This is a genomic window from Eggerthella hominis (assembly GCF_014287365.1).
Taxonomy (GTDB): domain Bacteria; phylum Actinomycetota; class Coriobacteriia; order Coriobacteriales; family Eggerthellaceae; genus Eggerthella; species Eggerthella guodeyinii.
Window position 1 is genome coordinate 478,414 of the sequence record NZ_JACOOA010000001.1, and the last position, 23,510, is coordinate 501,923.

The 23,510-nt window shown below is 69.9% G+C and carries 23 protein-coding genes; 15 read left to right on the forward strand and 8 right to left on the reverse strand.

The window, feature by feature from the left end; genetic code table 11:
* Positions 1-2,574: a heavy metal translocating P-type ATPase gene (locus H8S61_RS02120; protein ID WP_186937792.1), complete on the reverse strand. Its 2,574-nt coding sequence runs from the start codon at positions 2,572-2,574 to the stop codon at positions 1-3.
* A gap of 45 nt (positions 2,575-2,619) precedes the next feature.
* The gene (locus H8S61_RS02125; protein ID WP_160942510.1) at positions 2,620-2,946 is read right to left on the reverse strand and encodes a metal-sensing transcriptional repressor; all 327 of its coding nucleotides are present in this window, start codon (positions 2,944-2,946) and stop codon (positions 2,620-2,622) included.
* A gap of 212 nt (positions 2,947-3,158) precedes the next feature.
* On the opposite strand from H8S61_RS02125, the gene H8S61_RS02130 reads away from it, so the two are divergent.
* Positions 3,159-3,923: an SOS response-associated peptidase family protein gene (locus tag H8S61_RS02130; protein WP_186937793.1), complete on the forward strand. Its 765-nt coding sequence runs from the start codon at positions 3,159-3,161 to the stop codon at positions 3,921-3,923.
* A gap of 201 nt (positions 3,924-4,124) precedes the next feature.
* Here the strand turns inward: H8S61_RS02130 and H8S61_RS02135 are convergent, their stop codons facing one another.
* From H8S61_RS02135 to H8S61_RS02145, 3 genes are all read right to left on the reverse strand, one after another.
* Entirely contained in the window at positions 4,125-5,066 is a 942-nt protein-coding gene (locus tag H8S61_RS02135; protein ID WP_186937794.1) for a DMT family transporter, read from the reverse strand.
* A gap of 1 nt (position 5,067) precedes the next feature.
* A complete protein-coding gene (locus H8S61_RS02140) occupies positions 5,068-5,982 on the reverse strand; it encodes a helix-turn-helix transcriptional regulator (protein WP_186937795.1) in 915 nt (304 codons plus the stop codon).
* A gap of 204 nt (positions 5,983-6,186) precedes the next feature.
* A complete protein-coding gene (locus H8S61_RS02145) occupies positions 6,187-6,840 on the reverse strand; it encodes an ATP-binding protein (RefSeq protein ID WP_186937796.1) in 654 nt (217 codons plus the stop codon).
* Between the two features lie 181 nt (positions 6,841-7,021).
* On the opposite strand from H8S61_RS02145, the gene H8S61_RS02150 reads away from it, so the two are divergent.
* From H8S61_RS02150 to H8S61_RS02205, 12 genes are all read left to right on the forward strand, one after another.
* Entirely contained in the window at positions 7,022-7,438 is a 417-nt protein-coding gene (locus H8S61_RS02150) for an ArsR/SmtB family transcription factor (protein WP_160942505.1), read from the forward strand.
* Positions 7,439-7,498: 60 nt separating this feature from the next.
* Positions 7,499-7,717: a cation transporter gene (locus H8S61_RS02155; RefSeq protein WP_160942504.1), complete on the forward strand. Its 219-nt coding sequence runs from the start codon at positions 7,499-7,501 to the stop codon at positions 7,715-7,717.
* 102 nt (positions 7,718-7,819) lie between these two features.
* A complete protein-coding gene (locus tag H8S61_RS02160; RefSeq protein ID WP_186937797.1) occupies positions 7,820-9,742 on the forward strand; it encodes a heavy metal translocating P-type ATPase in 1,923 nt (640 codons plus the stop codon).
* A gap of 506 nt (positions 9,743-10,248) precedes the next feature.
* Positions 10,249-10,659 carry a Tat pathway signal protein gene (locus H8S61_RS02165; RefSeq protein WP_186937798.1) on the forward strand — a complete coding sequence of 137 codons (411 nt, stop codon included), beginning with the start codon at positions 10,249-10,251 and terminating at the stop codon, positions 10,657-10,659.
* Between the two features lie 149 nt (positions 10,660-10,808).
* A complete protein-coding gene (locus H8S61_RS02170) occupies positions 10,809-11,150 on the forward strand; it encodes a hypothetical protein (RefSeq protein WP_186937799.1) in 342 nt (113 codons plus the stop codon).
* A 121-nt stretch (positions 11,151-11,271) separates the two neighbouring features.
* Positions 11,272-11,517, forward strand: coding sequence for a VF530 family protein (locus H8S61_RS02175; protein ID WP_154331987.1), 246 nt, complete (start codon positions 11,272-11,274; stop codon positions 11,515-11,517).
* Between the two features lie 99 nt (positions 11,518-11,616).
* Positions 11,617-12,099 (forward strand): hypothetical protein, encoded by a 483-nt coding sequence (locus H8S61_RS02180; RefSeq protein WP_186937800.1) that lies wholly within the window; start codon positions 11,617-11,619, stop codon positions 12,097-12,099.
* Between the two features lie 9 nt (positions 12,100-12,108).
* The gene (locus H8S61_RS02185; RefSeq protein ID WP_186937801.1) at positions 12,109-12,324 is read left to right on the forward strand and encodes a helix-turn-helix domain-containing protein; all 216 of its coding nucleotides are present in this window, start codon (positions 12,109-12,111) and stop codon (positions 12,322-12,324) included.
* A gap of 67 nt (positions 12,325-12,391) precedes the next feature.
* Positions 12,392-13,063 (forward strand): response regulator transcription factor, encoded by a 672-nt coding sequence (locus H8S61_RS02190; protein ID WP_186937802.1) that lies wholly within the window; start codon positions 12,392-12,394, stop codon positions 13,061-13,063.
* Between the two features lies 1 nt (position 13,064).
* Entirely contained in the window at positions 13,065-14,069 is a 1,005-nt protein-coding gene (locus H8S61_RS02195; protein ID WP_160942497.1) for a sensor histidine kinase, read from the forward strand.
* Positions 14,070-14,222: 153 nt separating this feature from the next.
* Positions 14,223-14,903, forward strand: coding sequence for an ABC transporter ATP-binding protein (locus H8S61_RS02200; protein ID WP_186937803.1), 681 nt, complete (start codon positions 14,223-14,225; stop codon positions 14,901-14,903).
* Positions 14,903-17,806, forward strand: coding sequence for an FtsX-like permease family protein (locus H8S61_RS02205; protein WP_186937804.1), 2,904 nt, complete (start codon positions 14,903-14,905; stop codon positions 17,804-17,806). The genes H8S61_RS02200 and H8S61_RS02205 overlap by 1 nt, the downstream gene beginning before the upstream one ends.
* On the opposite strand, the gene H8S61_RS02210 is transcribed toward H8S61_RS02205, so the two are convergent.
* Entirely contained in the window at positions 17,803-19,236 is a 1,434-nt protein-coding gene (locus H8S61_RS02210) for a helix-turn-helix transcriptional regulator (RefSeq protein WP_186937805.1), read from the reverse strand. The two genes, H8S61_RS02205 and H8S61_RS02210, sit on opposite strands and share 4 nt — an antisense overlap.
* Before the next feature lie 246 nt (positions 19,237-19,482).
* On the opposite strand from H8S61_RS02210, the gene H8S61_RS02215 reads away from it, so the two are divergent.
* Positions 19,483-21,447 carry an FAD-dependent oxidoreductase gene (locus tag H8S61_RS02215; RefSeq protein WP_186937806.1) on the forward strand — a complete coding sequence of 655 codons (1,965 nt, stop codon included), beginning with the start codon at positions 19,483-19,485 and terminating at the stop codon, positions 21,445-21,447.
* Between the two features lie 49 nt (positions 21,448-21,496).
* On the opposite strand, the gene H8S61_RS02220 is transcribed toward H8S61_RS02215, so the two are convergent.
* Both H8S61_RS02220 and H8S61_RS02225 read right to left on the reverse strand, forming a co-directional pair.
* Positions 21,497-22,486 (reverse strand): hypothetical protein, encoded by a 990-nt coding sequence (locus tag H8S61_RS02220; protein WP_186937807.1) that lies wholly within the window; start codon positions 22,484-22,486, stop codon positions 21,497-21,499.
* Positions 22,473-22,835 (reverse strand): PadR family transcriptional regulator, encoded by a 363-nt coding sequence (locus H8S61_RS02225; protein WP_160942493.1) that lies wholly within the window; start codon positions 22,833-22,835, stop codon positions 22,473-22,475. The genes H8S61_RS02220 and H8S61_RS02225 overlap by 14 nt, the downstream gene beginning before the upstream one ends.
* A 196-nt stretch (positions 22,836-23,031) precedes the next feature.
* Here H8S61_RS02225 and H8S61_RS02230 point away from each other — a divergent pair, with 196 nt between their 5' ends.
* On the forward strand, positions 23,032-23,427 hold the full coding sequence (locus tag H8S61_RS02230) for a metallopeptidase family protein (protein ID WP_186937808.1): 396 nt from the start codon (positions 23,032-23,034) through the stop codon (positions 23,425-23,427).
* The last annotated feature ends 83 nt before the right edge of the window (positions 23,428-23,510 follow it).

A 23,510-nucleotide genomic window follows, 5' to 3' on the forward strand; every position in this document is an offset into this window, starting at 1 on the left:
CTACTTCACCTCGTAGCCCGCCTCCACCACGGCGGCGGCCAGCGTCTCCTCCGGCACGTCCCGGGCCAGCTTCGCGGTGGCGGTGCCGGCGTCAAGGTCGACGACGGCCTCCTCGACGCCCTCTACGCCTTCGAGGGCCTTCTTCACGTGGGCGACGCAGTGCTGGCACATCATGCCTTCGACGTTCAGGGTCTTCTCCATGGTGGTCTCCTTTTCGTTGGGTTCGCTGGGTACGGTGCTATCGATGGGCGCGGACGCGGGCGCGTCCGTCGCTGCCGAGGGGAGGTTGGGCTTCCAGCCGCGCAGGCGCAGAGCGTTCGACACGACGCACACCGAGCTCAGGCTCATGGCGGCCGCGGCGATCATGGGGTTGAGGTTCAGGCCCATGAACGACAGGGCGCCGGCGGCCACGGGGATGCACACCGCGTTGTAGACGAGCGCCCAGAACAGGTTCTGCTTGATGTTGCGCAGCGTCGCGCGCGACAGCTGGATGGAGGCGGGCACGTCGAGCAGGTCGCTTTTCATGAGCACGATGTCGGCGCTCTCGATGGCCACGTCGGTGCCGGCCCCGATGGCGATGCCGACGTCGGCGCGCGCGAGCGCCGGGGCGTCGTTGATGCCGTCGCCCACCATGGCCACGCGGCCCTGCTCGGACAGGCGGCGGATCTCGCGTTCCTTGCCGTCAGGCAGCACGCCGGCGATGACCTCGTCGGCGCCCACCTCGCGTTGGATGGCGGCGGCGGTGCGCTCGTTGTCGCCAGTCAGCATCACCGTGCGGATGCCCATGGCCGAAAGCGTGGCCAGGGCGGCGGCGCTCGAGGGCTTCACCGTGTCGGCCACGGCGATCACGCCCAGGAGCTCGCCGTCCTGCGCGAAGAAGAGCGGCGTCTTGCCCATGTCGGCCTGCCGCTGCGCCTCCTCGGCGAACGCGCCCACCGCGACGTTGCGGGCCTCCATCATGCGCAGGTTGCCGGCGCATGACGGGCGGTCGTCGACGAGCGCCGCCACCCCTTCGCCGGGCACCTGCTTGAAGTCCTCCACGAGCAGCGGGTAGGCATGACGGCCGCGCGCGTAGTCGCACACGGCGCGGGCGAGCGGGTGCTCGGAGCGGCCTTCGATGGACACCGCCAGCTCCAGCAGGCGCTCCTCGCCCACGCCCGGGGCCGGGACCACGTCGGTGACGCTCGGCGCGCCCTCGGTCACCGTGCCCGTCTTGTCGAACACGACGGTCTTCACGTCGTGGGCGGTTTCCAGCGCCTCGGCCGACTTGATGAGGATGCCGTTCTGCGCGCCGCGCCCGGTGCCCACCATGATGGCCGTGGGCGTGGCCAGGCCGAGCGCGCACGGGCACGAGATGACGAGCACGCTGATGGCGTGCGACATGGCCGTCTCGAGCGTCGAGCCGCCGAGCATCCACACGGCGAACGTGACGACGGCGATGACGATGACCACGGGCACGAACACGCCCGATATCTTGTCGGCGATCTTCTCGATGGGCGCCTTCGTCGATGTGGCCTCGTCCACGAGCCGGATGATGCCGGCCAGCGTGGTGTCGTCGCCCACGCGGTCGGCGCGCATGGTGAACCATCCGGTGCGGTTCACGGTGGCGCCGGTCACCGCGTCGCCGGGGCGCTTGTCCACGGGCACGCTCTCGCCCGTGATCACCGACTCGTCCACCGTCCCCGAGCCCTCGAGCAGGGTGCCGTCCACGGGGATGCCCTCGCCCGCGCGCACCGCCAGCACGTCGCCCGCGCGCACCGCCTCCACCGCGACGCGCTCCTCGCGGCCGTCCACGAGCCGCGTGGCCTCCTTCGGCGCGAGGTCCACGAGCTTGGCGATGGCGTCGGTGGTCTTGCCCTTCGCGCGCGCCTCGAAGTACTTGCCCAGCGTGATGAGCGTGAGGATCATGGCCGCCGACTCGAAGTACAGGTCCATGGCTGCCAGGTGCGCGGCGTGCAGGTCGCCCGCGCCCAGCGCGATGCCGATCTTGTAGATGGCGTAGATGCCGTACACCGTGGCCGCCGTCGAGCCGAGCGCGATGAGCGAGTCCATGTTCGGCGCGCCGTGGAACAGCGTCTTGAAGCCCACGCGGAAGAACTTGAAGTTGACGAACACGACGGGCAGCAACAGCAGGAACTGCGTGAACGCGAACGTGAGCACGTTCTCGTCGCCCAGGAAGAACCCGGGCAGCGGCCAGCCGAACATGTGCCCCATGGACAGGTAGAACAACGGGATCGTGAACACCGCGGACACGATGAGGCGCATGCGCACGTGCCTCGCCTCGGCGGCCGCGTCGGCCACGGGGCGCGCCTTGGCCGCGCGGCTTCCCGCGCCCGGCGCCTGCTGGCCCGCCGGGACGCGTGCGGAGGCGCCGTAGCCCGCCTTGTCCACGGCGGCCTCGACGGCGCTCGCGACGGCCGCCGGCTCCGCGCCGTCGCGATACGTCACCTCCATGCTGTTCTTCAGCAGGTTCACGGCGACGTCGTCGACGCCGGGCACGGCCCGGGTCGCCTTCTCCACGCGCGCGGAGCATGCCGCGCACGTCATGCCGGTCACATCGAATGCTTGTTTCACCTTGCACTCCTTCAAACGAACGGATGTTTCACGTGAAACATCCGCCTATCGCGAGAACTTCTTCATGAGCTGCATCACTTCGTCGACGACCTCCACGTTGCCGCGCCTGATCTGCTCCACTACGCAGGTTTCCAGGTGGTTCTGCAGCATGACGGACGAGATGCTGTGCACGGCGCTTTCGGCGGCGGCGAGCTGCGTGAGCACGTCGCCGCAGTACCGGTTGTCATCGATCATGGTCTTGATGCCGCCCAGCTGCCCGATGACGCGGTTGAGCCGCTTCTGCAGGTCGGCCTGCAGCTCCTCCGAGCGCGGCGTCTCCTTGCGGCGGCAGCAGCAGCCGGCTTCCTCCGGCTGCGGGTTCTTCTCGGCCATGACGCTCCTTTCCTCTATACCCCGTGTGGGTATCTGGGCGTGAGTATATACCCCTCACGGGTATTGTCAACCCCCGTTCCAGGATCGGCCGGCGGTCGGCGCGGCGAGCGGCGGAAGGCGGCCGTCACGCGAAGGACACCGCGCGGCAACCCCGCAGCGGCCCGCGAACCGCTACACTGGAGGCGTGCAGGAACGCGAGGAAGGAGCCGCCGATGTGCCGCCGTTTCATACCCGTCGACCGCGACGAAGTCGCGCGCATCGCCGCGGAGATCGAGCGCGACCTGGCCGACCATGCCGGCGAGCTGGCCTCGCTCGATCCCCTGGCCGACTACGAGGCGCACCTGTTCGCGCCCGCCGACGCTCCCGGAGCCGCGCGGACGCGGGAGGCGCAGGAGGCGCGCTGCGGCGCGGCGGCGCAGCTGTCGCTGTTCGACGACGGGCCCGCGGCCCCCGAAGCTCCCGCGGCCCCGCCGCGCGCGGAAGCGTTCCCCTCGTCGGTGGTGCCGCTCATCGTGGCCACGGGCGACGGGTGCGGCCTTGCGGTGGCGCATATGGCCTGGGGATACGAGGTTCCGTGGAAGAACGGGCCCGTGTTCAACACGCGCATCGAGACGGCGCTGCGCGACGACGGCAGCATGTGGTCGTCGTCCTTCGCGCGGCGCCGCTGCCTGATACCCGCCTGGGGCTTCTACGAGTCGCACGCGTCCGAGACGGTGCCGAGCGCGCGCACCGGGCGGCCCGTGAAGCGCCAGTACGCCTTCGAGCCCCGCGACGGCGCGCCGCTTTTGCTGGCGGGCATCCACGACCGCGGCCGGTTCTCGCTCGTCACCACCGAGCCGAACGAGACGGTGGCCGCCGTGCACAACCGCATGCCGCTCGTGCTGGGCCCCGGCGAGCCGGCGCTGTGGCTGCGCGGCGTCTACGGGCCGCTGCTCGACCGCGGCGCCATCGAGCTGAGCGTCGCGCCCGAGCGCTAGCGGACGGCGGCGGCCACGGCCTCCCCTGCGCGCCATTCGCCACGTCGCCTTGCGCCGCTGCGACATCGGGCATCGGGGTGAAAACCGCACGCAAACGGAGCGGGGGGGCTCGCCAAGAACGGATGTTTCACGTGAAACATCCGTTCTGGTTCCCTGCTTGGAGCATCATCCCCGGGCGACGCGGCCCCGCAAGGCGCGAAGCTACTTGCCGCGCTCGGACAGGAACAGCCCGACGATGGTCAGAGCCACGCCGGCGATGACGGGCGGCGTGAGCGGGTCGCCCAGCACGGCCGCCGAGGCCAGCACGGTGAGCGCCGGCACGAGGTAAATGTACAGGCTCGTCTTCACGGGCCCCAGCTCTTTCACCGCCATGTTCCACGTCACGAAGCACAGCGCGCTGGCACCCAGCCCCAGGAACACGAGGTTGCCCCACATCTCGGGCGCGGCGAGCGAGGCCCAGTCGGGCGAGAAGCCCAGGACGGGCAGCGTCGGGAGCATGAACGCGAGTCCCCAGGCGAACGTGCGGCGCGTGACGAGGATGCTGTCGTAGCCGAACGTCGAGAGCTTCTTCGTCACGATGGAGTACACGGCCCACGTGCCCGCGGCCGCCAGCGCCAGCGCCACGCCCGCGAGGCCCGCCTGGCCGAGGCCGTCCTCCCCCGCCAGCCCCGCCGCGCCGCCCGCGAAGCTGACCAGGCACACGCCCGCCATGGCCACCGCGAAGCCCGCGAAGAACGGCGCGCGCAGGCGCTCCTTGAGCGCTACGGCCGAGGCGATGCCGGTGAACAGCGGCGCCGCCGCCACGACCACGCCCACGATGGAGGCCGTGGTGAACGTGAGCGCGATGTTCTCCAGCAGGTAGTACAGCGTGACGCCGGTGGCGCCCGCCAGCATGAACCAGCGCTCCTCCTTGAAGCCCTGCACGCGCAGGATGCGCGGGCGCAGCAGCGCGAGCGCGCCGAAGCCGATCACGAAGCGGAAGAACAGGATCTCGATGGGCGCGAGGTGCACGAGCAGCACCTTCGTGGACACGAACGTCACGGCCCACACGAGCACGGTGACGAGCGCCAGCGCGTGCCCGCGCACGGCGGGCCGCTGCTGCGCCTGCGCGTCGTCCGCCGTCCGGACGTCTGCGGCGGCCATGCTAGCGCCCCTCGCGCGAAGCGCGCGCGGCGCTGCGGTAGCGGCCCGGCGTGACGCCGTAGAACGACTTGAACACCCGGGTCATGTGCGCCTGGTCGGAGAACCCGGCGCGCGCAGCCGCCTCAGCCGGGGCGTCGCCCGCGGCCAGCAGGTCGCGGGCGCGGTTCGCCCGCACGGCCTGCAGGTAGCGATGGGGCGTGAGGCCCGTCTCGTCGGAGAACGCGCGGATGAGGGCGAACCGCGACAGCCCGGCGGCCTGCGCCAGGTCGGCGAGCGTCAGCTCCGCGGCGTAGGCCTCGTCGACGAGCGCCCGGGCCCGGGCGACCGCCGCTTCGGAAGCGGTCGCCGAGACGGGGGAAGGCGAGGGCGGCCGGCCGCCCTCGCAGCAGCGCGCCACGCGCGCCAGCAGGGCGAGCAGGGCCTCCTCTTCCTCGAGCTGGTCGGCGCCCTCGCTCCACGCGAACGCGTACAGCCGCGCCATGCAGGCCGACAGCGACACGTCGCGCGTGACCACCGCCTTGAAGCGATGCGGGCCCGGCACACCGAGGGCCTCGCCCACCACCTGGGAGAACAGCTCGTCGGGGACGACGATGCTGCGATACGCCAGCGGCGCCTTCCCCACGGGCTCGCAGCCGTGCACCTCGCCCGGCTCGAACAGCACGAAGTCGTCGGGGCCCAGCACGTGCTCCTCGGCCCGGCAGCGCATGCGACGGCCGCCGCCCACCATCTGCCCGATGGTCCAGAAGTCGTGGAAGTGCAGCGGGAAGGGCTGCACGATGCCCTCGAGGGTGACGAACTCCACGCCCGGGCACGGCCCGAACGGCGCGATGCGCCGATTCTCGGCCCCCATGTCGGGGTCGGCCAAGCGCGCGCCCGCCACATCGGGGCGCTCGTTCCATGCTTCGATCGTTTCCATGCGAACCCTTTCGTCCAAGCAGGAAACGATACCATGAACGAGCGCGCCCCGCTTGAACGAAATTGCAGGCGGAACGCCGCAGGCCCCGCGCGCCCCGCCTGCCCCGAACCCGCGAGCGCCAAACCCGTACAAATGTTTCACGTGAAACATTCTCGCGACGATGGCGCGGCGGCGATGCTGCGGTGCCATGGTCGCCGCGGGGCGCTACCGCCGCTCGAGCAGGTCTCCGCGCGTGGAGATCACCGCCACCTCGAACGGCACGTCCTTGCCGCTGCGCTCGAGGGCCGTGCGCGCCGCGTGCTCGAGGCCGCCGCAGCAGGGCACCTCCATGCGCGCCACGGTGACCGAGGCGATGTCGTTGCCCGCGAAGACGGCCTCGAGCTTCTGGCTGTAGTCGACGGCGTCCAGCTTCGGGCAGCCGATGAGGGTGGTGCGGCCGCGCATGAAGTCGCGATGGAAATCGGCGTAGGCGAACGCCGTGCAGTCGGCGGCGATCAGCACGTGCGCGCCCTGGAAGTACGGCGCCTGCACGGGGACGAGCTTGATCTCCACCGGCCACGATGCCAGCTCGGAGGGGCGCGGCGCGACCGGCGCGACCGCTTCCGCATCATTCGCTTCCGCCCGGCCCTGCGCCGCCAGCACGGCCGCCTCGTCGTAGGCCTCGGCCTCGCGCTCGACGAAGGCGATGGCGCCGGTCGGGCACGCCGGCAGGCAATCGCCCAGCCCGTCGCAGTAGTCGTCGCGCAGCAGGCGCGCCTTGCCGCCCACCAGGCCTATCGCGCCTTCATGGCACGCCGTCACGCACAGGCCGCAGCCGGCGCACGCCGCCTCGTCGATCTCGATGATCTTCCGTATCATAAGGTTCCTCCTGCATGCGCTCCCGCGCGCTCTCGTCGGTATGCTCGCGAGCATAGCACGCGGCGGCGACGCCCTTCGTTGTAAATGCAACAAGCGGGAAATTCTCCCCCTTCCCCCTTGACAGGCCGCGTCTCCTCCGTATACTTATGAACAGTTGATCATATGTTGAGAGGTTAACAGGATGAAGCAAAACCAGAGCAAGACCGCGCCGGCCCCCGACGACGGCGCCGCCCTCGCGGAGAGCGCGCACGACAACGGCTGCTCGTGCGGCTGCGCCGAGCACGCGGGCGCGTCCGGGCCGGGGCCCGAGAGCATGCCCGACGAGGAGCTGCTGTACGACCTGGCCGACCTGTTCAAGGTGTTCGGCGACACGACGCGCATCAAGATGCTGTACGCGCTCATGGGCCAGGAACTGTGCGTCGCCGACCTCGCCGAGCTCATCGGCGCCACGCAAAGCGCCGTGTCGCACCAGCTGCGCACGCTCAAGCAGGCCCGCCTCGTCAAGTTCCAGCGCGACGGCAAGAACGTCATCTACTCGCTGTCCGACGATCATGTGTACACCATGCTCGCCCAGGGCATGACCCACATCTGCGAATAGCGAACGACGAACGACAGGCAGCGAACGACCCGACGAACGTCCCTACCGAAAGGAACACCCATGCGCAAAGCCTTCAAACTCCAGGACCTCGACTGCGCGAACTGCGCCGCCAAGATGGAGAACGGCATCAAGAACATCGACGGTGTGAAAAGCGCCACGGTCAGCTTCATGACGCAGAAGCTCGTGCTGGAAGCCGACGACGACCGCTTCGACGCGGTGCTCGACGAAGCCGAGCGCGTGTGCCAGAAGATCGAGCCGGATTGCGTCATCCTGCGCTAACCGCCCGCTGACAATCGAAGAGCCAATTGCACGAACGGATGTTTCACGTGAAACATTCCGGCGGTGCGTTGCGCTCTTCCCCGGACCACAAGGTTGGAGACCATGAACAAGAAACAGAAACGCACGAGGAACCGCATCATCCTCGCCATCGCGCTGTTCGTCGTCGTGTACGTCGTGGCGGAGCTGCTTCCGCTGTCGACGTGGCTCGGCAGCGAGACGGCGGCGCTGTGGGTGGAGTTCGCGCTCTTCCTCGTCCCCTACCTCATCGCCGGCTACGACGTGCTGCTGCGCGCGGCGAAGAACATCGGCCACGGCCAGGTGTTCGACGAGAACTTCCTCATGAGCGTGGCCACCATCGGCGCCTTCGCGCTCGTGCTGTTCCCCGACAGCGACCCGCACATGGCCGAAGGCGCGGCCGTCATGCTGTTCTACCAGGTGGGCGAGCTGTTCCAAAGCTACGCCGTGGGCAAGAGCCGCAAGTCCATCGCCGACATGATGGACATCGCGCCCGACTTCGCCAACGTGGAGCGCGACGGGCAGCTCGTGCAGGTGGATCCCTACGAGGTGGCTGTGGGCGATGAGATCGTCGTGAAAGCCGGCGAGCGCGTGCCGCTCGACGGCGTCGTGGCGAGCGGCACCTCGCAGCTCGACACCGCGGCCCTCACCGGCGAGTCGGTGCCGCGCGAGGTGCGCGCGGGCGACGAGATCATCTCGGGCTGCGTCAACATGACCGGCCTCATCACCGTCCGCGTGACCAAGCCCTTCGGCGAGTCCACCGTGAGCCGCATCCTCGAGCTCGTGGAGAACGCGGCCGAGAAGAAGGCCAAGACCGAGAACTTCATCACCCGCTTCGCGCGCTACTACACCCCGGCGGTCGTGGGCATCGCGGTGCTGCTGGCCGTCGTGCCGCCGCTGCTGCTGGGCCAGAACTGGTCCGACTGGGTGCAGCGCGGGCTGATCTTCCTCGTGGTGTCGTGCCCCTGCGCGCTCGTCATCAGCGTGCCCCTGTCGTTCTTCGGCGGCATCGGCGGCGCCTCGCGCCTGGGCATCCTCGTGAAGGGCAGCAACTACCTGGAGACGCTCGCCGGCACCGAGACGGTCGTGTTCGACAAGACCGGCACGCTCACCGACGGCTCGTTCAACGTGGTGGCCGTGCATCCCGAGGCCGACATCGACCCCGACCGGCTGCTGTCCATCGCGGCGCACGCCGAGGCGTACTCGAACCACCCGATCGCCCTGTCGGTCAAGCAGGCCTACTCGGGGCCCATCGACCAGCAGCGCATCGACGATGTGCAGGAGCAGAGCGGCCACGGCGTGCGGGCGCGCATCGACGAGCACGTGGTGCTCGTGGGCAACGACAAGCTCATGAGCGAATGCGGCGTGGGCTGCCACGACTGCGAGCTGACCGGCACCATCCTGCACGTGTCGCTCGACGGCGACTACATCGGCCACATCGTCATCGCCGACGTCATCAAGCCCGACGCGGCCGAGGCCATCGCCGCCTTGCGCGCGGCCGGCGTGAAGAAGACCGTCATGCTGACGGGCGACCGCGCCGACGTGGCCGCCGCCGTGGCCAGCGAGCTCGGCATCGACGAGTTCCGCGCGCAGCTGCTGCCCCAGGACAAGGTGGCGGAAGTGGAGAGGCTGCTGGAGGAGACGCACGCGCACGGCGCCGGCAAGGGCAAGCTGGCGTTCGTGGGCGACGGCATCAACGACGCGCCCGTGCTCACCCGCGCCGACATCGGCATCGCCATGGGCGCGATGGGGTCGGACGCGGCCATCGAGGCGGCCGACGTCGTGCTCATGGACGACAAGCCCTCGAACATCGCGAAGGCCGTCCACATCGCCCGCAAGACCATGGGCATCGTGTGGCAGAACATCGTGTTCGCCCTCGGCGTGAAGTTCCTCGTGCTGATCCTGGCGGCGGTGGGCATCGCCAACATGTGGCTGGCCGTGTTCGCCGACGTGGGCGTGGCCGTGATCGCCATCCTCAACGCCATGCGCGCCATGAACGTGAGGAAGTAGCAAGCCGCGCATCCGCCAAGCGAGTCGCCGACCGTGCCGCCCCGGGGGGGGCGGCACGGCGCGTTTACGGGGCCCGCAGCTGCGCATCGCCGCCCGGCACGCGCGGTCGAGACGGAATCCGTGCCCGATGTTTCACGTGAAACATTTGTACGGGTTCCCTGTTCGGGGCGCGATGCCCGGCGCGAGCCCGTCCCCGACAAGTCCGCGGCCCTGCGGACTCCGCCGCGGGGTGGGGCAGAACGCCTCCGGGGAATCGGCCCCGCCCCCCCCCCGCGACGGCGCATCGGCCTCGAGCTCATCGGCGTCCCCGCCCTCCTTGCGTCGTCTCGCGCGCCACCCTGGCGTTCCTCAGCGAGGAGAGTCAGGGTACAATGCCTCGCGCGCTCCGCAAGCCGCTGCCACTTCGAATGTTTCACGTGAAACATTTGTTCCCTTTCGTCCTCGGCGCAGGCAACGGTACGGTACCCGTGTCGAGGACGGGGCGGGCTGCGTGGTATGGTGCGCTCATGGATGACCGGCGACAAGATACCGAGAACGAACGTCCGCGCATGTCGGGGCGGCGGCGCTTCATCGTCTTCGGGCGCTGGGCGCTCGTCGTCGCGTGGGCGGCCGTCGTGTACTTCGGGCCCGCCGTGAGCGCGCCCTCGCCCGTCGCGTACTTCATCGAGTTCGCCGTGCTCAGCTTCCTGCTGGCCAACGCGCTGTGGCAGCACATGGGGCTGCTCACCGCCTGCGCGGTGGCCGTGCTGGTCACGTGCGTGCTCGGCATTGCCGACGGCGCGGTGTCGCTCATGGTGCCCGACCACCCCTTCAGCCTCTTCGACTGGGTCGTCGGGGCGGGCGGCGCGCTCGTGGGCGGCATCGCGGCCCATCCCGCGCTGCGCGTCATCGACAGCTTCGTCTCCTCCGACCTCTAGCTCCCGCCCGCCTTGCGCGGCCCCGTTTCCCAACCGAACGTTACAGCTGCGTCGCGCGACGCTCACGCCGCGCGTCCTCCCGCTGCGCCGCCGACGGCCGGGCGTAGGGTGCTGCGTGGAAGGACAAGCCCAAGCAGAAGGAGGCAGCCATGAACGCGAAAGAAGGAAGCGGCCGTCCCGCCGCGCTCGGCCGGGGGCTCGACACCCTCATGGGAAACGAGGAGGAACGCGACGCGCCCTGCGCATCGGACGCGACGGCGGTGCCCGAAGCGCCCGATGCATCCGAGACGCCCGGGATGCCGAACGCGCCGGAGGCATCCGACGCCCGGCCCTGCCGAGGGCACGGGCATCGCCACGGGCACGGGCATCGCCACGGGCACGGCGCATGCCTCGTCGGCGGGCTCATCGCCAGCGGCGCGGCGGGCGCCGTCGCCGTCGCGGCGTTCACGCTCCTCGGCGTGCGCGCGGTATGGGCGATGGGCCGCCGCTAAGGCGGGCCCCGCATGCGGAAACGCCGTCCGTTCGGGCGGCGTTTCCCGTTTTCACGCGGCGGTTCGGGCCGAAATGCGTCATGATGGAACGCGTACGCCACGAGAGGAACACGGAGAGCCCATGCCCGACAACCCCGCAGACCGCCAGCACCCCAACGACCCGCTGCACGGCATCACGCTGGAGACGATGCTCAAGCAGCTGGTGAACAAGTACGGCTGGGACGGCCTGGCCAAGCGCATCAGGATCAACTGCTTCAAGAAGGATCCGAACTTCAAGAGCTCGCTGTCGTTCCTGCGCAAGACGCCCTGGGCGCGCAACAAGGTGGAGGAGCTGTACAAGAATTCGAAGTTCTGGGTCGACCTGTAGATCGACAAACCGCCTGGTTTGACGTAAAACGTCATATTCATATCGTAATACGGCATATTCCGGCGTATACTGGGGCCATCCGAGAGCAGGGAGGCCCATATGGACAAGACGCGCGCCAAGATCAAGGCAACCAGCATGACCGCGTTCGTCGCGATCCTCTTCATCGCGCTCATGTTCGGCATTCAGACGTCGATCCTCATCGTCGACTGGTTGACGACCGGCGGGGCGCTGTCGAACCCCGACTCCGCGCGCCGCGGCATGAGCCTGTTCAGGGACGCCCTGCTCATCGCGCTGGCCGTGTACGTCGCCTTCGTCTTCCTGCGCATCAACCGGGAGGAGACGCCGTTCTTCGCCGCGCTGCCGCGCAGGATCAAGGCGGCGGCGGTGCTCCTGTTCGCGGCGCTCACCGTGCCGAAATGGCTGTACTGGACGATCTTCAGCATCCAAACCGGAACGCCGTCCGGCGCGCTCGTGGACGAGTCGGTCATGTTCGCCTTCATGCTGGCCGCCATCGTGTTCTGCCTCGGGCAGATACTCGAGTACGGGTATCTCGTCCAGGACGAGAACTTCGAGATCATCTAGGAGGGCGGCATGGCTATCGTGCTGCGCCTCGATCGGATGATGGCCGATCGCAAGGTTTCCCTGGGCGAGCTGGCCGAACGGGTGGGCATCGCCGACGGCAACCTGTCGAAGCTCAAGAACGGCAAGGTCAGCGGCCTGCGCTTCAAAACGCTCAACGCCATCTGCAAGGAGCTGGACTGCCAACCCGGCGACCTTCTGGAGTTCGTCGACGACGAAGAAGGCTGATCGCCCCTCCCCTTTCCCCGGTTTTCTGCTACCGTGGACGCGAAGCACTCGAAGGGAAGGACGCACCATGCGCATGTTGCTCGTCGAAGACGATGCGGCCATCGTCGCCAGCTTGACGGACCTGCTGCGATCGGAAGGCTATGAGACGGCATCGGCCGCCGGCCAGGACGCGGCCGTCGCCCTGTTGGACGCGGAGCGCTTCGACCTGGCGCTCGTGGACGTCGCGCTGGCGCAGGGCAACGGGTTCGCCGTGTGCGCCGCCGCCAAGGCGTGCGACCCCGCGCCCGCCGTCATCTTCCTCACGGCCTCCGACGACGAGTACAGCACCGTGGCCGGCCTCGACATGGGCGCCGACGACTACATCGCCAAGCCCTTCCGCGCCCGCGAGCTGCTCTCGCGCATTCGCTCGGTGCTGCGCCGCACGAACGCCGCCGCGTCGCTTTTGCACCTGGGCGACGTGGAGGTCGACGCGGGCGCGGCGTGCGTGCGCAAGGCCGGACGCGACGTGGCGCTCACGGCGCTCGAGTACCGGCTGCTGCTGCTGTTCGCGCAGAGCCAGGGCAAGCTCGTCACGCGCGAGCACGTGCGCAACGCCATCTGGGACAGCGCCGGCGAGTACGTGAGCGACAACACGCTGAGCGTCTACATCAAGCGGCTGCGCGACAAGGTGGAGGACGACCCCGGAAACCCGCGGCTCATCCTCACCGTGCGCGGGTTGGGCTACCGGACGGGGGCCTGACATGGGGCTTCTGAGGAACCGCTCGTTCTCCTGCCAGCTGGCGCTGCTCGCCGGCGCGCTGGCGGCCGTCGCCGCGGCGGCCGCCGCGATCGAGGGGCCGCGCGCGGGGCTGTGGGCGCTCGCGTCCGGCATCGTGGCCTGCGCGCTGTTCGCGACGTTCTCCGCGCGCCGCTACCGCCAGATCGCGCGGCTTGCCGCCGAGGTCGACGAGGTGCTGCACGACGGGCGGCGCATCGACTTCTCCGACTACCGCGAGGGCGACCTCGCGGTGCTCAAGAACGAGCTGGCGAAGATGGTGGCCGCCCTGCGCACCGCCACCGAGCGCCTCGACGCCGAGAAGAACGCCCTGGCCGACGCGCTGGCCGACGTGTCGCACCAGATACGCACGCCGCTCACGGCCATGGGGCTGCTCATCGGCGCCGTCGAGCGCGCCGCCGACGAGGCCGAACGCACGCGGGCGCTCCACGAGCTGGAGGCGCTCGTCCACCGCGTGGGCTGGCTCGTGACCGCGCTGCTGAAGCTGGCGAAGGCCGACGCCGGCGCCATCCGCGTGCAGGCGCACCCCGTGGACGCGGCGAAGCTCGTGCGCGACGCGCTGGCCCCGCTCGCCGGCGCCTTCGACCTGCGCGACGTGGCCTGCGAGGTGGACGTCGCGGACGGCGCGTCGTTCACGGGGGACGCCGCCTGGTCGGCCGAGGCGCTGGGCAACGTCCTCAAGAACTGCATGGAGCACACCCCCGCCGGCGGCACCGTGCGCGTGCGCGCCGTCGAGGACGCCGTCGCCTGCCGTCTGCGCGTCACCGACACGGGGCCGGGCATCGCCGACGAGGACCTCCCCCGCCTGTTCGAGCGCTTCTACCGCGGAGAAGGCTCCGAGGGGTTCGGCATCGGCCTGGCCCTCGCCCAGGCGCTCACGGTTGCCCAGGGCGGCACGCTGCGCGCGGGCAACGACCGCGAGGCGGGCGGCGCGCGCTTCGACTTCACGTTCCCCAAGGTCATCGTGTAGCGCGCGGCGGGCGGCACCGCTCCGAGCAGCCGCGCCGCGGCTCGCAGCCCGCCCCGCGGCGGCCAATATGACAATTCCGTCACCGAGCGTTCACGCCCGCGCAAGCGCGGGCTGCCACACTGTTCCGTAGACTGTCAGCGAGAAAGGCTCATCATGGACATCCTGACCATCGACCATCTCACCAAGGTGTACGGAAGCGGCCCCACGGCGCTCACGGCGCTCGACGACGTGTCGTTCAGCGTGGCGGCCGGCGAGTTCGTCGCCATCGTCGGCTCGTCGGGGTCGGGCAAGTCGACGCTTCTGCACCTCATGGGCGGCGTCGACCGCCCCACCTCGGGCACGGTGCTGCTGAACGGCGCGGACGTGTACGCGCGCTCCGACGAGGAGCTGGCCGTGCTGCGCCGCCGCGACGTGGGGCTGGTCTACCAGTTCTACAACCTCATCCCCGTGCTCAACGTGGTGGAGAACATGACGCTGCCCGTGCTCATGGACGGGCGCGCCGTGAACGAGGAGCGCCTCGACATGCTGCTGGGGGCCTTAAGTCTGCGCGGCCACGAGCGCTTCCTGCCCAACCAGCTGTCCGGCGGCCAGCAGCAGCGCGTGGCCATAGGGCGCGCGCTCATGAACGCCCCGGCCGTGGTGCTGGCCGACGAGCCCACCGGCAACCTCGATTCGCGCAACTCGCGCGAGATCATGGCCCTCCTGCGCGAGTCGAACAAGCGGTTCGACCAGACCCTCGTGGTGATCACGCACGACGAGGACATCGCCTGCATGGCCGACCGCGTCATCGCCATCGAGGACGGGCGCGTCTCCTCCGACGAGAGGCGGCGGTGATGGCGGGCATATTCACGCGGTTCACCCTGCGCACGCTCAGCGCGAACCGCGTGCGCACCGCCGTGACGGTGGTCGGCATCGCGCTGTCCGCGGCGCTCTTGGCCGCCGTGCTGACCAGCGTGGCCAGCGTGCAGGCGGGGATGCTCGAGCGCACCAGCGCCACGGAGGGGTCGTGGCACGTGTTCTCCTCCGAGGTTCCCGCATCCGCCGTCGACGCGCTCGCGGAAAGCGACCGGGTGAGCGACCTCGCGTCGTTCGCGAAGGGCGGCACGGCGGCGCTGTCGGAGGAAGACGCCCGCTACCTGGGCACCTTCCTCACGCTCAAGAGCCTGCCGACCACGGTCAAGGGCTCCGACGAGCCCGGCGGCGCGCCGTTCGCGCTCATGCCCGAGCTCGTGGAGGGCGACATGCCCCGGACGGCCGACGAGATCGTGCTGCCCGACTACTTCAAGGGCGAGACGCTCGGCGCGGACGGCGAGGGCGGCGTGGCGTCGGACGGCCCCGTGGAGGTGGGCAGCGTCGTGACGGCCGACCTGGGCGCGCGCACGGCCGACGGCGAGGAGGAGGTCGTCGTCGACGCCCGACCCCGCACCCTCAAGGTGACGGGCTTCTACGAGCACCAGCCGCCCTACCTCGCGAACAACTACACCGCCGCCAGCTCGTCGTCGGTCGCGCTGAACGCCGCCGACGCGCCCGCGACCGTCGTCGACGCCGACGGCGAGCCGATGATGGGCGCCTACGTCGTGACGCAGGGCATCGGCAGCCGCGACGAGATGCAGGCGTTCTTCGAGGAGACGACGGGGCTCGATAGCGCCGACACCACGCTGTACCACACGAACCTGTTCGCGTACCTCGGCATCGCCGACAACCGCCCCATCTGGGGGACGCTGTGGATGGTGGCCGCCGTGCTGGCCGCGGTCATCGTGGTGGCGTCCGTGTCGCTCATCTACAACGCGTTCGCCATCTCGGTGGCCGAGCGCACGCGGCAGTTCGGCCTGCTGGCCTCGCTCGGCGCCTCGAAGCGCCAGCTGCGGCGCACCGTGCTGGCGGAGGCGCTGCTGCTGGGCGCGCTCGGGGTGCCCCTCGGCCTGCTGGCCGGCGTGGCGGGCACGGCGGGCGTGTTCGCGGCGTCGCAGGAGGCGTTCGCCGCGATGCTGGGCTCGGGCGCGACGGGGCTCCCGGTGCACGTGGACGCGGGCGCGCTGGCCGCGGCGGCGGCGCTGTCGTTCGCGACGCTGCTGGTGAGCGCCTGGGTGCCCGCGGCCCGCGCCGCGCGCGTCTCGGCCGTGGACGCCATCCGGCAGACGCGGGACGTGCGCCTGTCGAAGCGCGCCGAACGGGCCGCGGCCTCGAAGCGGCGCGCGGGCGGCTCGCCCGTGCGGCCCGGGGCGGCGGGCAGGATCTTCGGCGTCCCCGGGTTCGTCGCCCACCGCAACCTCTCGCGCGCCGCCTCGCGCGGGCGCACCGTGGTGGCCTCGCTCGCCGTGAGCGTGGCGCTCGTGGTGGTCACCGGCAGCGTGGCGCTGTACCTCGCCCCGCTGTCCGACCGGGCCGCCAGCACGAACGGGGCCGCGAGCGGGGCGGACATCGTGGTGTCCGCCCATGCGAACAACGCCGGCATGCGCGAAGTCGGCGACCTGTCGGAGAACGCCGCCGCCTTCGACGAGATGCTCGCGCGCGTGAGCAGGATCGACGGCCTCGAGCTCATCGGCTCGTGCCGTCAGGGGCAGGCCGAGGGCGTCATCGACGCGAGCATGATCTCCGACGAGGCGCGCCGCGCCCGCGCGGCCTACGACGAGCAGGTGAGCGCCGCCTGGGTGCCGTCCTCGTTCGGCGCCGACGGAACCTACTACGGCAGCGTCACCGTCTTCTACGTCGACGAGGCGTCCTGGAACGCGCTCGTGGCCGACCTGGGCCTCGACGCGGACGCCTACGCCGATCCGGAAAACCCGCGCGCCATCGGCCTGAACACCTACCAGGACACCATGCCCGACGGCACCTACGTGTCCGCGGCCCCGTTCGCGGCGACGGGCGGCATCGACCTGTACGCCATCGAAGCGCGCGAAGGGTTCAGCATCATGGGCGTTCAAGAGGGCGCGGACGGCCAACCCGTCGTCGGCTACCTCGACCAGGCGCAGGAGCCCGCAGACGGCGCCGGCCTGACCGTCGCCGCGCTGGACGAGGCCGCCACGGCCGTCTCCCTCGAGATCGGCGCCCTCGTCTCCGAGGAGCCCGCCGCGGTGAACGCCATCTCGGGCAACAACCAGTTCCCCTCCATCATCCTGCCGGAGAGCGTGGCCGCGAACGCGGCCGGGCGGGGAGACTACCACGAGAACCCCTTCACATACTCGTTCGCCGGCCTCTCGTTCACGGCGTCCGACCACGAGAAGGCCGCGGCCGAGCTCGAGGAGATCGCCCGCGACTACACCGACGCCATCACCGTCAACGTGACCGACATCGCGGAGCGGGCGCGCCAGAACCGCCTGATCATGCAAGCCGTCCAGCTGTTCGTGCTGTGCTTCTCCGTCATCACGACGCTCATCGCCGTGGCCAACGTGTTCAACACGCTGGCGAACGGGATCATCCTGCGCACGCGCGAGTTCGCCACGCTGCGCTCGATCGGCATGGGCAACCGCGCCTTCGCCCGCATGCTGGCCTACGAGTGCGCGAGCTACGCGCTGCGCGGGCTGGCCATCGGCCTGGCCGCGGCCGCGCTCGCCACCTACGGGCTGTACCGCGCCACGTCCCTGGCCTTCGCCGGCCTCGCGTTCTCGCTGCCGTGGGACTACGTGGCCGCCGCCGTGGCCATCGTGGGCGCGGTGCTGGCGCTCAGCGTGGCCTACGCCCTTCACCGCTCTCACGCCGCGAGCATCGTGGACTCCCTGCGCTCCGACGCGATCTAGGCCCCGCGGGCGCGCCCCTCCTCCGCAGAGGACGCGCCCGCGGGATCGGCGAACAGCGCGTCGAAGTCCTGGCGCGAGTGCACGCCGAACTTATCGTATATCCTGCTCATATGGGAGCGCACGGCCCCCTTGGATATGAACAGCTCCTCGCTGACCTCCCCCGCCGTCTTTCCCGCCAGCAGCAGCTGGAACACGGTCGTCTCGCGCTGCGACAGGCCGGCCGACGCCACGAGGCCCTCGAAGCGCGCACGGTCGTCGGGCTCCCCCTCGAAGGGCGCCCGGTGCACGCCGCCCGGGTTCGCGATGCGCGGCAGGTAGACGAGCGTCCCCAGGAAGATGGCGACCATGATGACGAGCAGCGTGGCCACGCCGTTGTCCCAGAACGACGGGTTGAGGCGCATGAGGCACACGGCCGCATCGTCCACGACGAGCGACAGCACGCGCACGCAGCTGCCCAGCAGCATCGCCGAGGTCCGGCGCCGGTACGCGAACGAGCACACCTCCCAGAATGCGAGCAGCCGGAAGCTGTCGAACGCGGCGCTCAGCAGCACCTGCGAGACCGAGGGTGCCGCGTTCAGGAACTCGATGCCCACGAGGCCGGCCGTCATGAGCGGCAACGCGATGGCGTACAGCACCTTGCTGTCGAAGCGGTCGCCCAGCCCGAGCGACGCCGCGAGGATGAGCAGCATGGGCAGCGCGGTTCCCAGCCCCGTCTCGAACGTGGCGTGGGCCATGGACGTGGAGCCCACCCCCAGCCCGTAGGCGAACGCGAACACCGGCACCCAGAGGAACAGGCCCTTGAACCCCGCCACGTCCGCGCCCGCAGGCACCGCGCGCGGCCAGCCGCCCCCGCGCGCCTGCACGGGCGTGCACGCCGCCACCTGGAGAAACGACGTGCCAGCCAGCACCATGGCCATGAGCGTGCCCGCGACGGGGCCCAGGCTCGTCACGCCGGCGAAGATGACGAGGCGCGCGATGTAGGAGATGGCCAGCACCTGCACGATCCTGACGGGCGCCAGCATGCCGCACACCTCGATCCACTGGCAGAACAGCATGCCGGCCCCCAGCCCGACGAGGACGAGGCCGCCCACCGCGTACCCTTCGCCCACGGGAGCGCCGAGCAGGCCGAGAAGCGGGCAGACGCCGCCCAGCACCATGACGGCGCTCGGCAGGACGCGCAGCGCCGCGCTCGTGCGGGATCGGTCGAACAGGTAGCACAGGGCCAGATACAAAAGCACGCCGACGATCTTGCCCGCATCGATGACGAGGTAGAAGTCGCCCGCCGAAAACGGGGGCGGCAGCGTCGCGCCGTCGAACATCCCGCTGAGCCAGACGGGCCATTCGTGGGCGCACCGGTAGATGCCGATGCCCACGCCCGTCCCCACGACGGGAAGATACGCTCTCGCGCGCGACGACCGCTGTTTCGGCATGTTCCTCGATTCCCCTCGCTCGATCCCCCGAACCCGTCGCCGGGCGTCCCTCGCGCCGTGCGGGTCAGGGCAAGTTTAAGCGTTTTCGCGCGCTTAATAAACACTGCGCGCCCAGTTTAAGCGCTTTTAAGCGCCCCGGCACGGCACGGGCGGGATACGGTTTCACCGTTCCGGTTCGCGGATCGAAGTCGTAAGGCCGTCGGCGCTCCGGAAGCGTCGGATCATCAGCAAGGGAGAGGAAGCATCATGTCGGAACAGAAAGCACGGAAGCTCACGCGCCGCTCGTTCGTCGGGGGCGCCGGCGTGCTGGCGATGAGCGCGCTGACCGTCGGCCTCGCGGGCTGCGGCCCGAAGGCGACGGAGGCTGCAGGAGCGGGCGCGACCTACGAGGCGGGCACGTACACGGCTTCCGCAATGGGCCGCAACGGCGCCGTCGAGGTGAAGGTCACCCTATCGGAATCGGCCATCGTCGGGGTGGAGGTCGGCGAGAACTACGAGACGATCGGCGTGGGCCAGCGCGCCCTCGACGCCGTTCCGTCCGCCATCGTGGAGGCGCAGAGCACGGCGGTCGACGCGGTGAGCGGCGCCACGCTCACGAGCCAGGCCATCGCGACCGCCGTCGAGGACTGCGTCAAGCAGGCCGGCGGCGATCCCAAGCAGCTGCGCGTCCCCCCGGAGGCCGGCGGCGGCGAGACGGTCGAGAAGACGGTCGACGTCGTGGTGGTGGGCGGCGGCGGAACCGGCTGCCGCGCCGCCATCGCCGCGGCCGAGGCGGGCGCGACCGTCGTCATCGTGGAGAAGGCCGATTACTTCGGCGGCAACACCTGCGTGTCGGGCGGCATCTACAACGCGGCGGACCCCGAGGCGCAGCAGGCCCTCGAGATGACGGACTCCCTGCGCAGCGTCGTCGAGGACGCCCTGAACGAGGAGACGGCCGACGCGGAGCACGGCCGCCTGCAGGCGGCCGTCAAGGACGATTACGACGCGTATCTCGCCGCCGGGGGCATCGGGCTGTTCGATTCGCCGAACTGGCACGCGCTGCAAACCTACAATGGCGGCGACAGGATCGGCAACGTCGACCTCATCCTTGCGCTCACGACGAACGCGCTGGGATCGCTGCACGACATCAAGGAGCTGGGCATCGAGTACAAGGACGAGGTGAAGCAGGGCGGCGGCGCGCTGTGGCAGCGCACGCATTACACCGCCAAGCCGCTGGGTTCGGGCTACATCACCGTCTACGAACGGCTCATCGCGCAGTACGGCGACGCCATCGAAGTGATCTGGAACACCGCGGCGCAGGAGCTCGTCAAGGACGGCGCACGCGTCGCCGGGGTGAAGGCCCGGGACGGCAAGGGAACGAGCTACCTCCTCCACGCGACGAAGGGCGTGGTCGTCGCCACGGGCGGGTTCGCCTCCAACGTGGAGATGCGCCAGAAGTACTGCGAGAGCGAGAAATGGCCCGATCTGGGTTCGTCGCTGCACACCACCAACATGTCGCGCGACGACGGGTCGGGCACGCTCATGGCCGAGGCGGCGGGCGCGAACCTCGTGAACATGGACCAGATCCAGCTGCTGCACTCCTGCTGCGCGCGCAACGGCGACGCCGACTGGGGCCTCAAGTACTCGGTCAACACGAGCATCTTCGTGAACAAGGACGGCGAGCGCTTCGTCAAGGAGGACGGCCGCCGCGACGAACTGTGCCTGGCCATCTTCGAGCAGCCCGAGAAGTTCATGTACATCGTGCAGAGCGGCGACGCCTATCCCAACGCCGACGAGCTCGTCATGAACGACGGCGTGCCCATCGCCGAGTCCATCGCCACCGGGGACGTGTTCGTCGGAGAGACGGTCGAGGATCTCGCGAACCAGCTCTCGATGCCGACCTCGACGCTGCAGGGCACCATCGACGCGTACAACGCCGCCGTCGATTCCGGCGAGGACCCGTTCGGTCGCGCCCTGCTCAGCACGAAGCTGGAGAAGGCGCCCTGGTACGCGATGAAGCGCGCGCCCGCCGCCCACTTCACCATGGGCGGCATCCAGATCGACACCGGCTGCCACGCGCTCGACGCGCAGGGTCGGGCGATCAAAGGCCTCTACGCCGCCGGCGAGTGCGCGGGCGGCATCCACGGCGGCAACCGCCTCGGCGGCAACGCCGTGGCCTCCACGGTCATCTTCGGCCAGATCGCCGGCGCCAACGCGGCCGCCGGCATCTAACGTGCTCGGCGCGCGCGGCCCCCTTCCGCCGCGCGCGCCACGGGTCCCCCTACTGCGCGCGCACCGTTTTCACGATGGAGTCGACGGCGTCGATGACGAGCGCAACCGCCACGAGGCCGCAGAACGCCGTCTGCGCGTTCGACACCGCCCACAGCAGCGGCCCGTCCAGCGTGTCGCGCGACGACTGCAGCGCCTGGACGATCGCCTGGGAGTCCACCAGCTGGTAGTTCGTCAGCCAGAAGACGGCCAGCGCGAGCGCGAACAGGTCGCACGCGAGCGTCACCGCCAGCAAGCGCTTCGTGTAGCGGCCCTCCACCAGCTTGAAGCTCTCGCCCGCGATGCACACGAACGTCCACACGACGACGACCCATGCCGACGCGCGGATGGCATCGATGTTGAAGGGGTCGAACGGCACGCCGTCTCCGCGGTGGCTGAGCGCGTTCAGCACGTCGGGGAACAGCAGGAACACGACGGCGCCCACGATGGAGAACACGATGCCGGCCACCGCGTCGCCGCGCGTGGAGGCCTTCGCGTCGCGCGGCACGGGCGGCAGGTCGTCGAGCGACCCCATCACCTCCACCTCGATGCCGCGGTGCGAGAAGAAGGCGAACAACACGGTGACGAGCGTGAACGCGAAGGCGAGCGCCGCCATCAGGGAGGCGATGCCCTCGAGCACGCCGCCGAGGACGCCTCCTTCCGCGCCCGTCGCGAGCGACAGCGCCCCGGCGACGAGCATGCCGCCGGCCACGCAGGCGAGCACGATCTTCAGCACGTAGAGGTACTGCGCGTAGTACGGCTGGCCGATGAGGCACGCGCCGTCGCCGCCGGTGTACTTGCGCACCATCTCGCCCGGGGTGCCCAGCTCGGTGAGCACGACGCGCACGTCCTTGGCCGTGGGCGGCAGGCCGCCGCAGCGCTCGTCCAGCATGTCGGAGATGAGTGTGCGCAGCTCCTCGGCCACGTCGGCGCGCTGCGCGACGGGCAAGCGCCGCGTGATGGCGTACAGGTAGCGCTCGATCAGGTCGTTATCGTTCGGCATGACCCCGGTCCTCTCCTTCGGATCCCAACAGCTTGTCCACCCCGCCGCACAGCACGCGCCATTGGGCTTCGACCTCGCGCAGCACGCGCAGGCCCTCGTCGGTGGTGCGGTAGTACTTGCGCGGCTTCGAGCCGCCGTTGTCCCAAACGCTTGCCAGCAGCCCCTGCGACTCGAGGCGCCGCATGAGCGGGTACAGCGTGTTCGCCTCGATGGGAATGCCGTGGTCGGCCAGCGATTTCACCAGCGCGTAGCCGTAGGCCGGCTCGCGCAGCTGGCTCAGCACGAGCATGACCAGCGTGCCGCGACGCAGCTCGAGGACCATGCTCGATACGATGTCGTCGTGCGCCACCCCTCCCCCTTCCGGTTTCGCCCCGGCGCGCCGCCGCATCGCGGGCGCGTCGGATAGTGTGTGTTGCACACTATAACATAGATCGCACGGTAATGTGCGACGCACACTATAAATCGTATGGGGTATACTCATGCCTGCCGGTTCAGCGAACCGGGCGGGCCGCGGGCCCGTGCACCCGCCGGCGAAGGAGGACGCCATGCACCGCATGACCGACAGCGAGTTCGAATCGGCCGTCGAGGAGGCGCTCGAGCGCATTCCCGAGCGGTTCCTCGATGCGCTCGAGAACGTGGCCGTCGTCGTGGAGGACGAGCCGAACGACTACCACCTCGACGCCCTAGAGGATCCCGACTGTCTGGGCGCCTCCACGCACAACGACGAGCTGCTGGGGCTGTACGACGGCGTGTCGCTGCCCGATCGCGCCGACGGCTACGACGGCGACGTCCCCGACGTCATCACCGTGTTCAAAGGCCCCCACGAGCGCTGCTTCGGCTCACGCGCCGAGATCGTCGAGGAGATCGGGAAGACGGTCGTGCACGAGATCGGCCACTACTTCGGCATCGACGACGCGCGGCTCCACGAGATGGGATACTGAGCGTCTTCCCGAAAGAACAAACGACCTGCATATACACCCGCCCCGTTTCACGTATAATTCCCTCAGATCATTGCCGAACACGA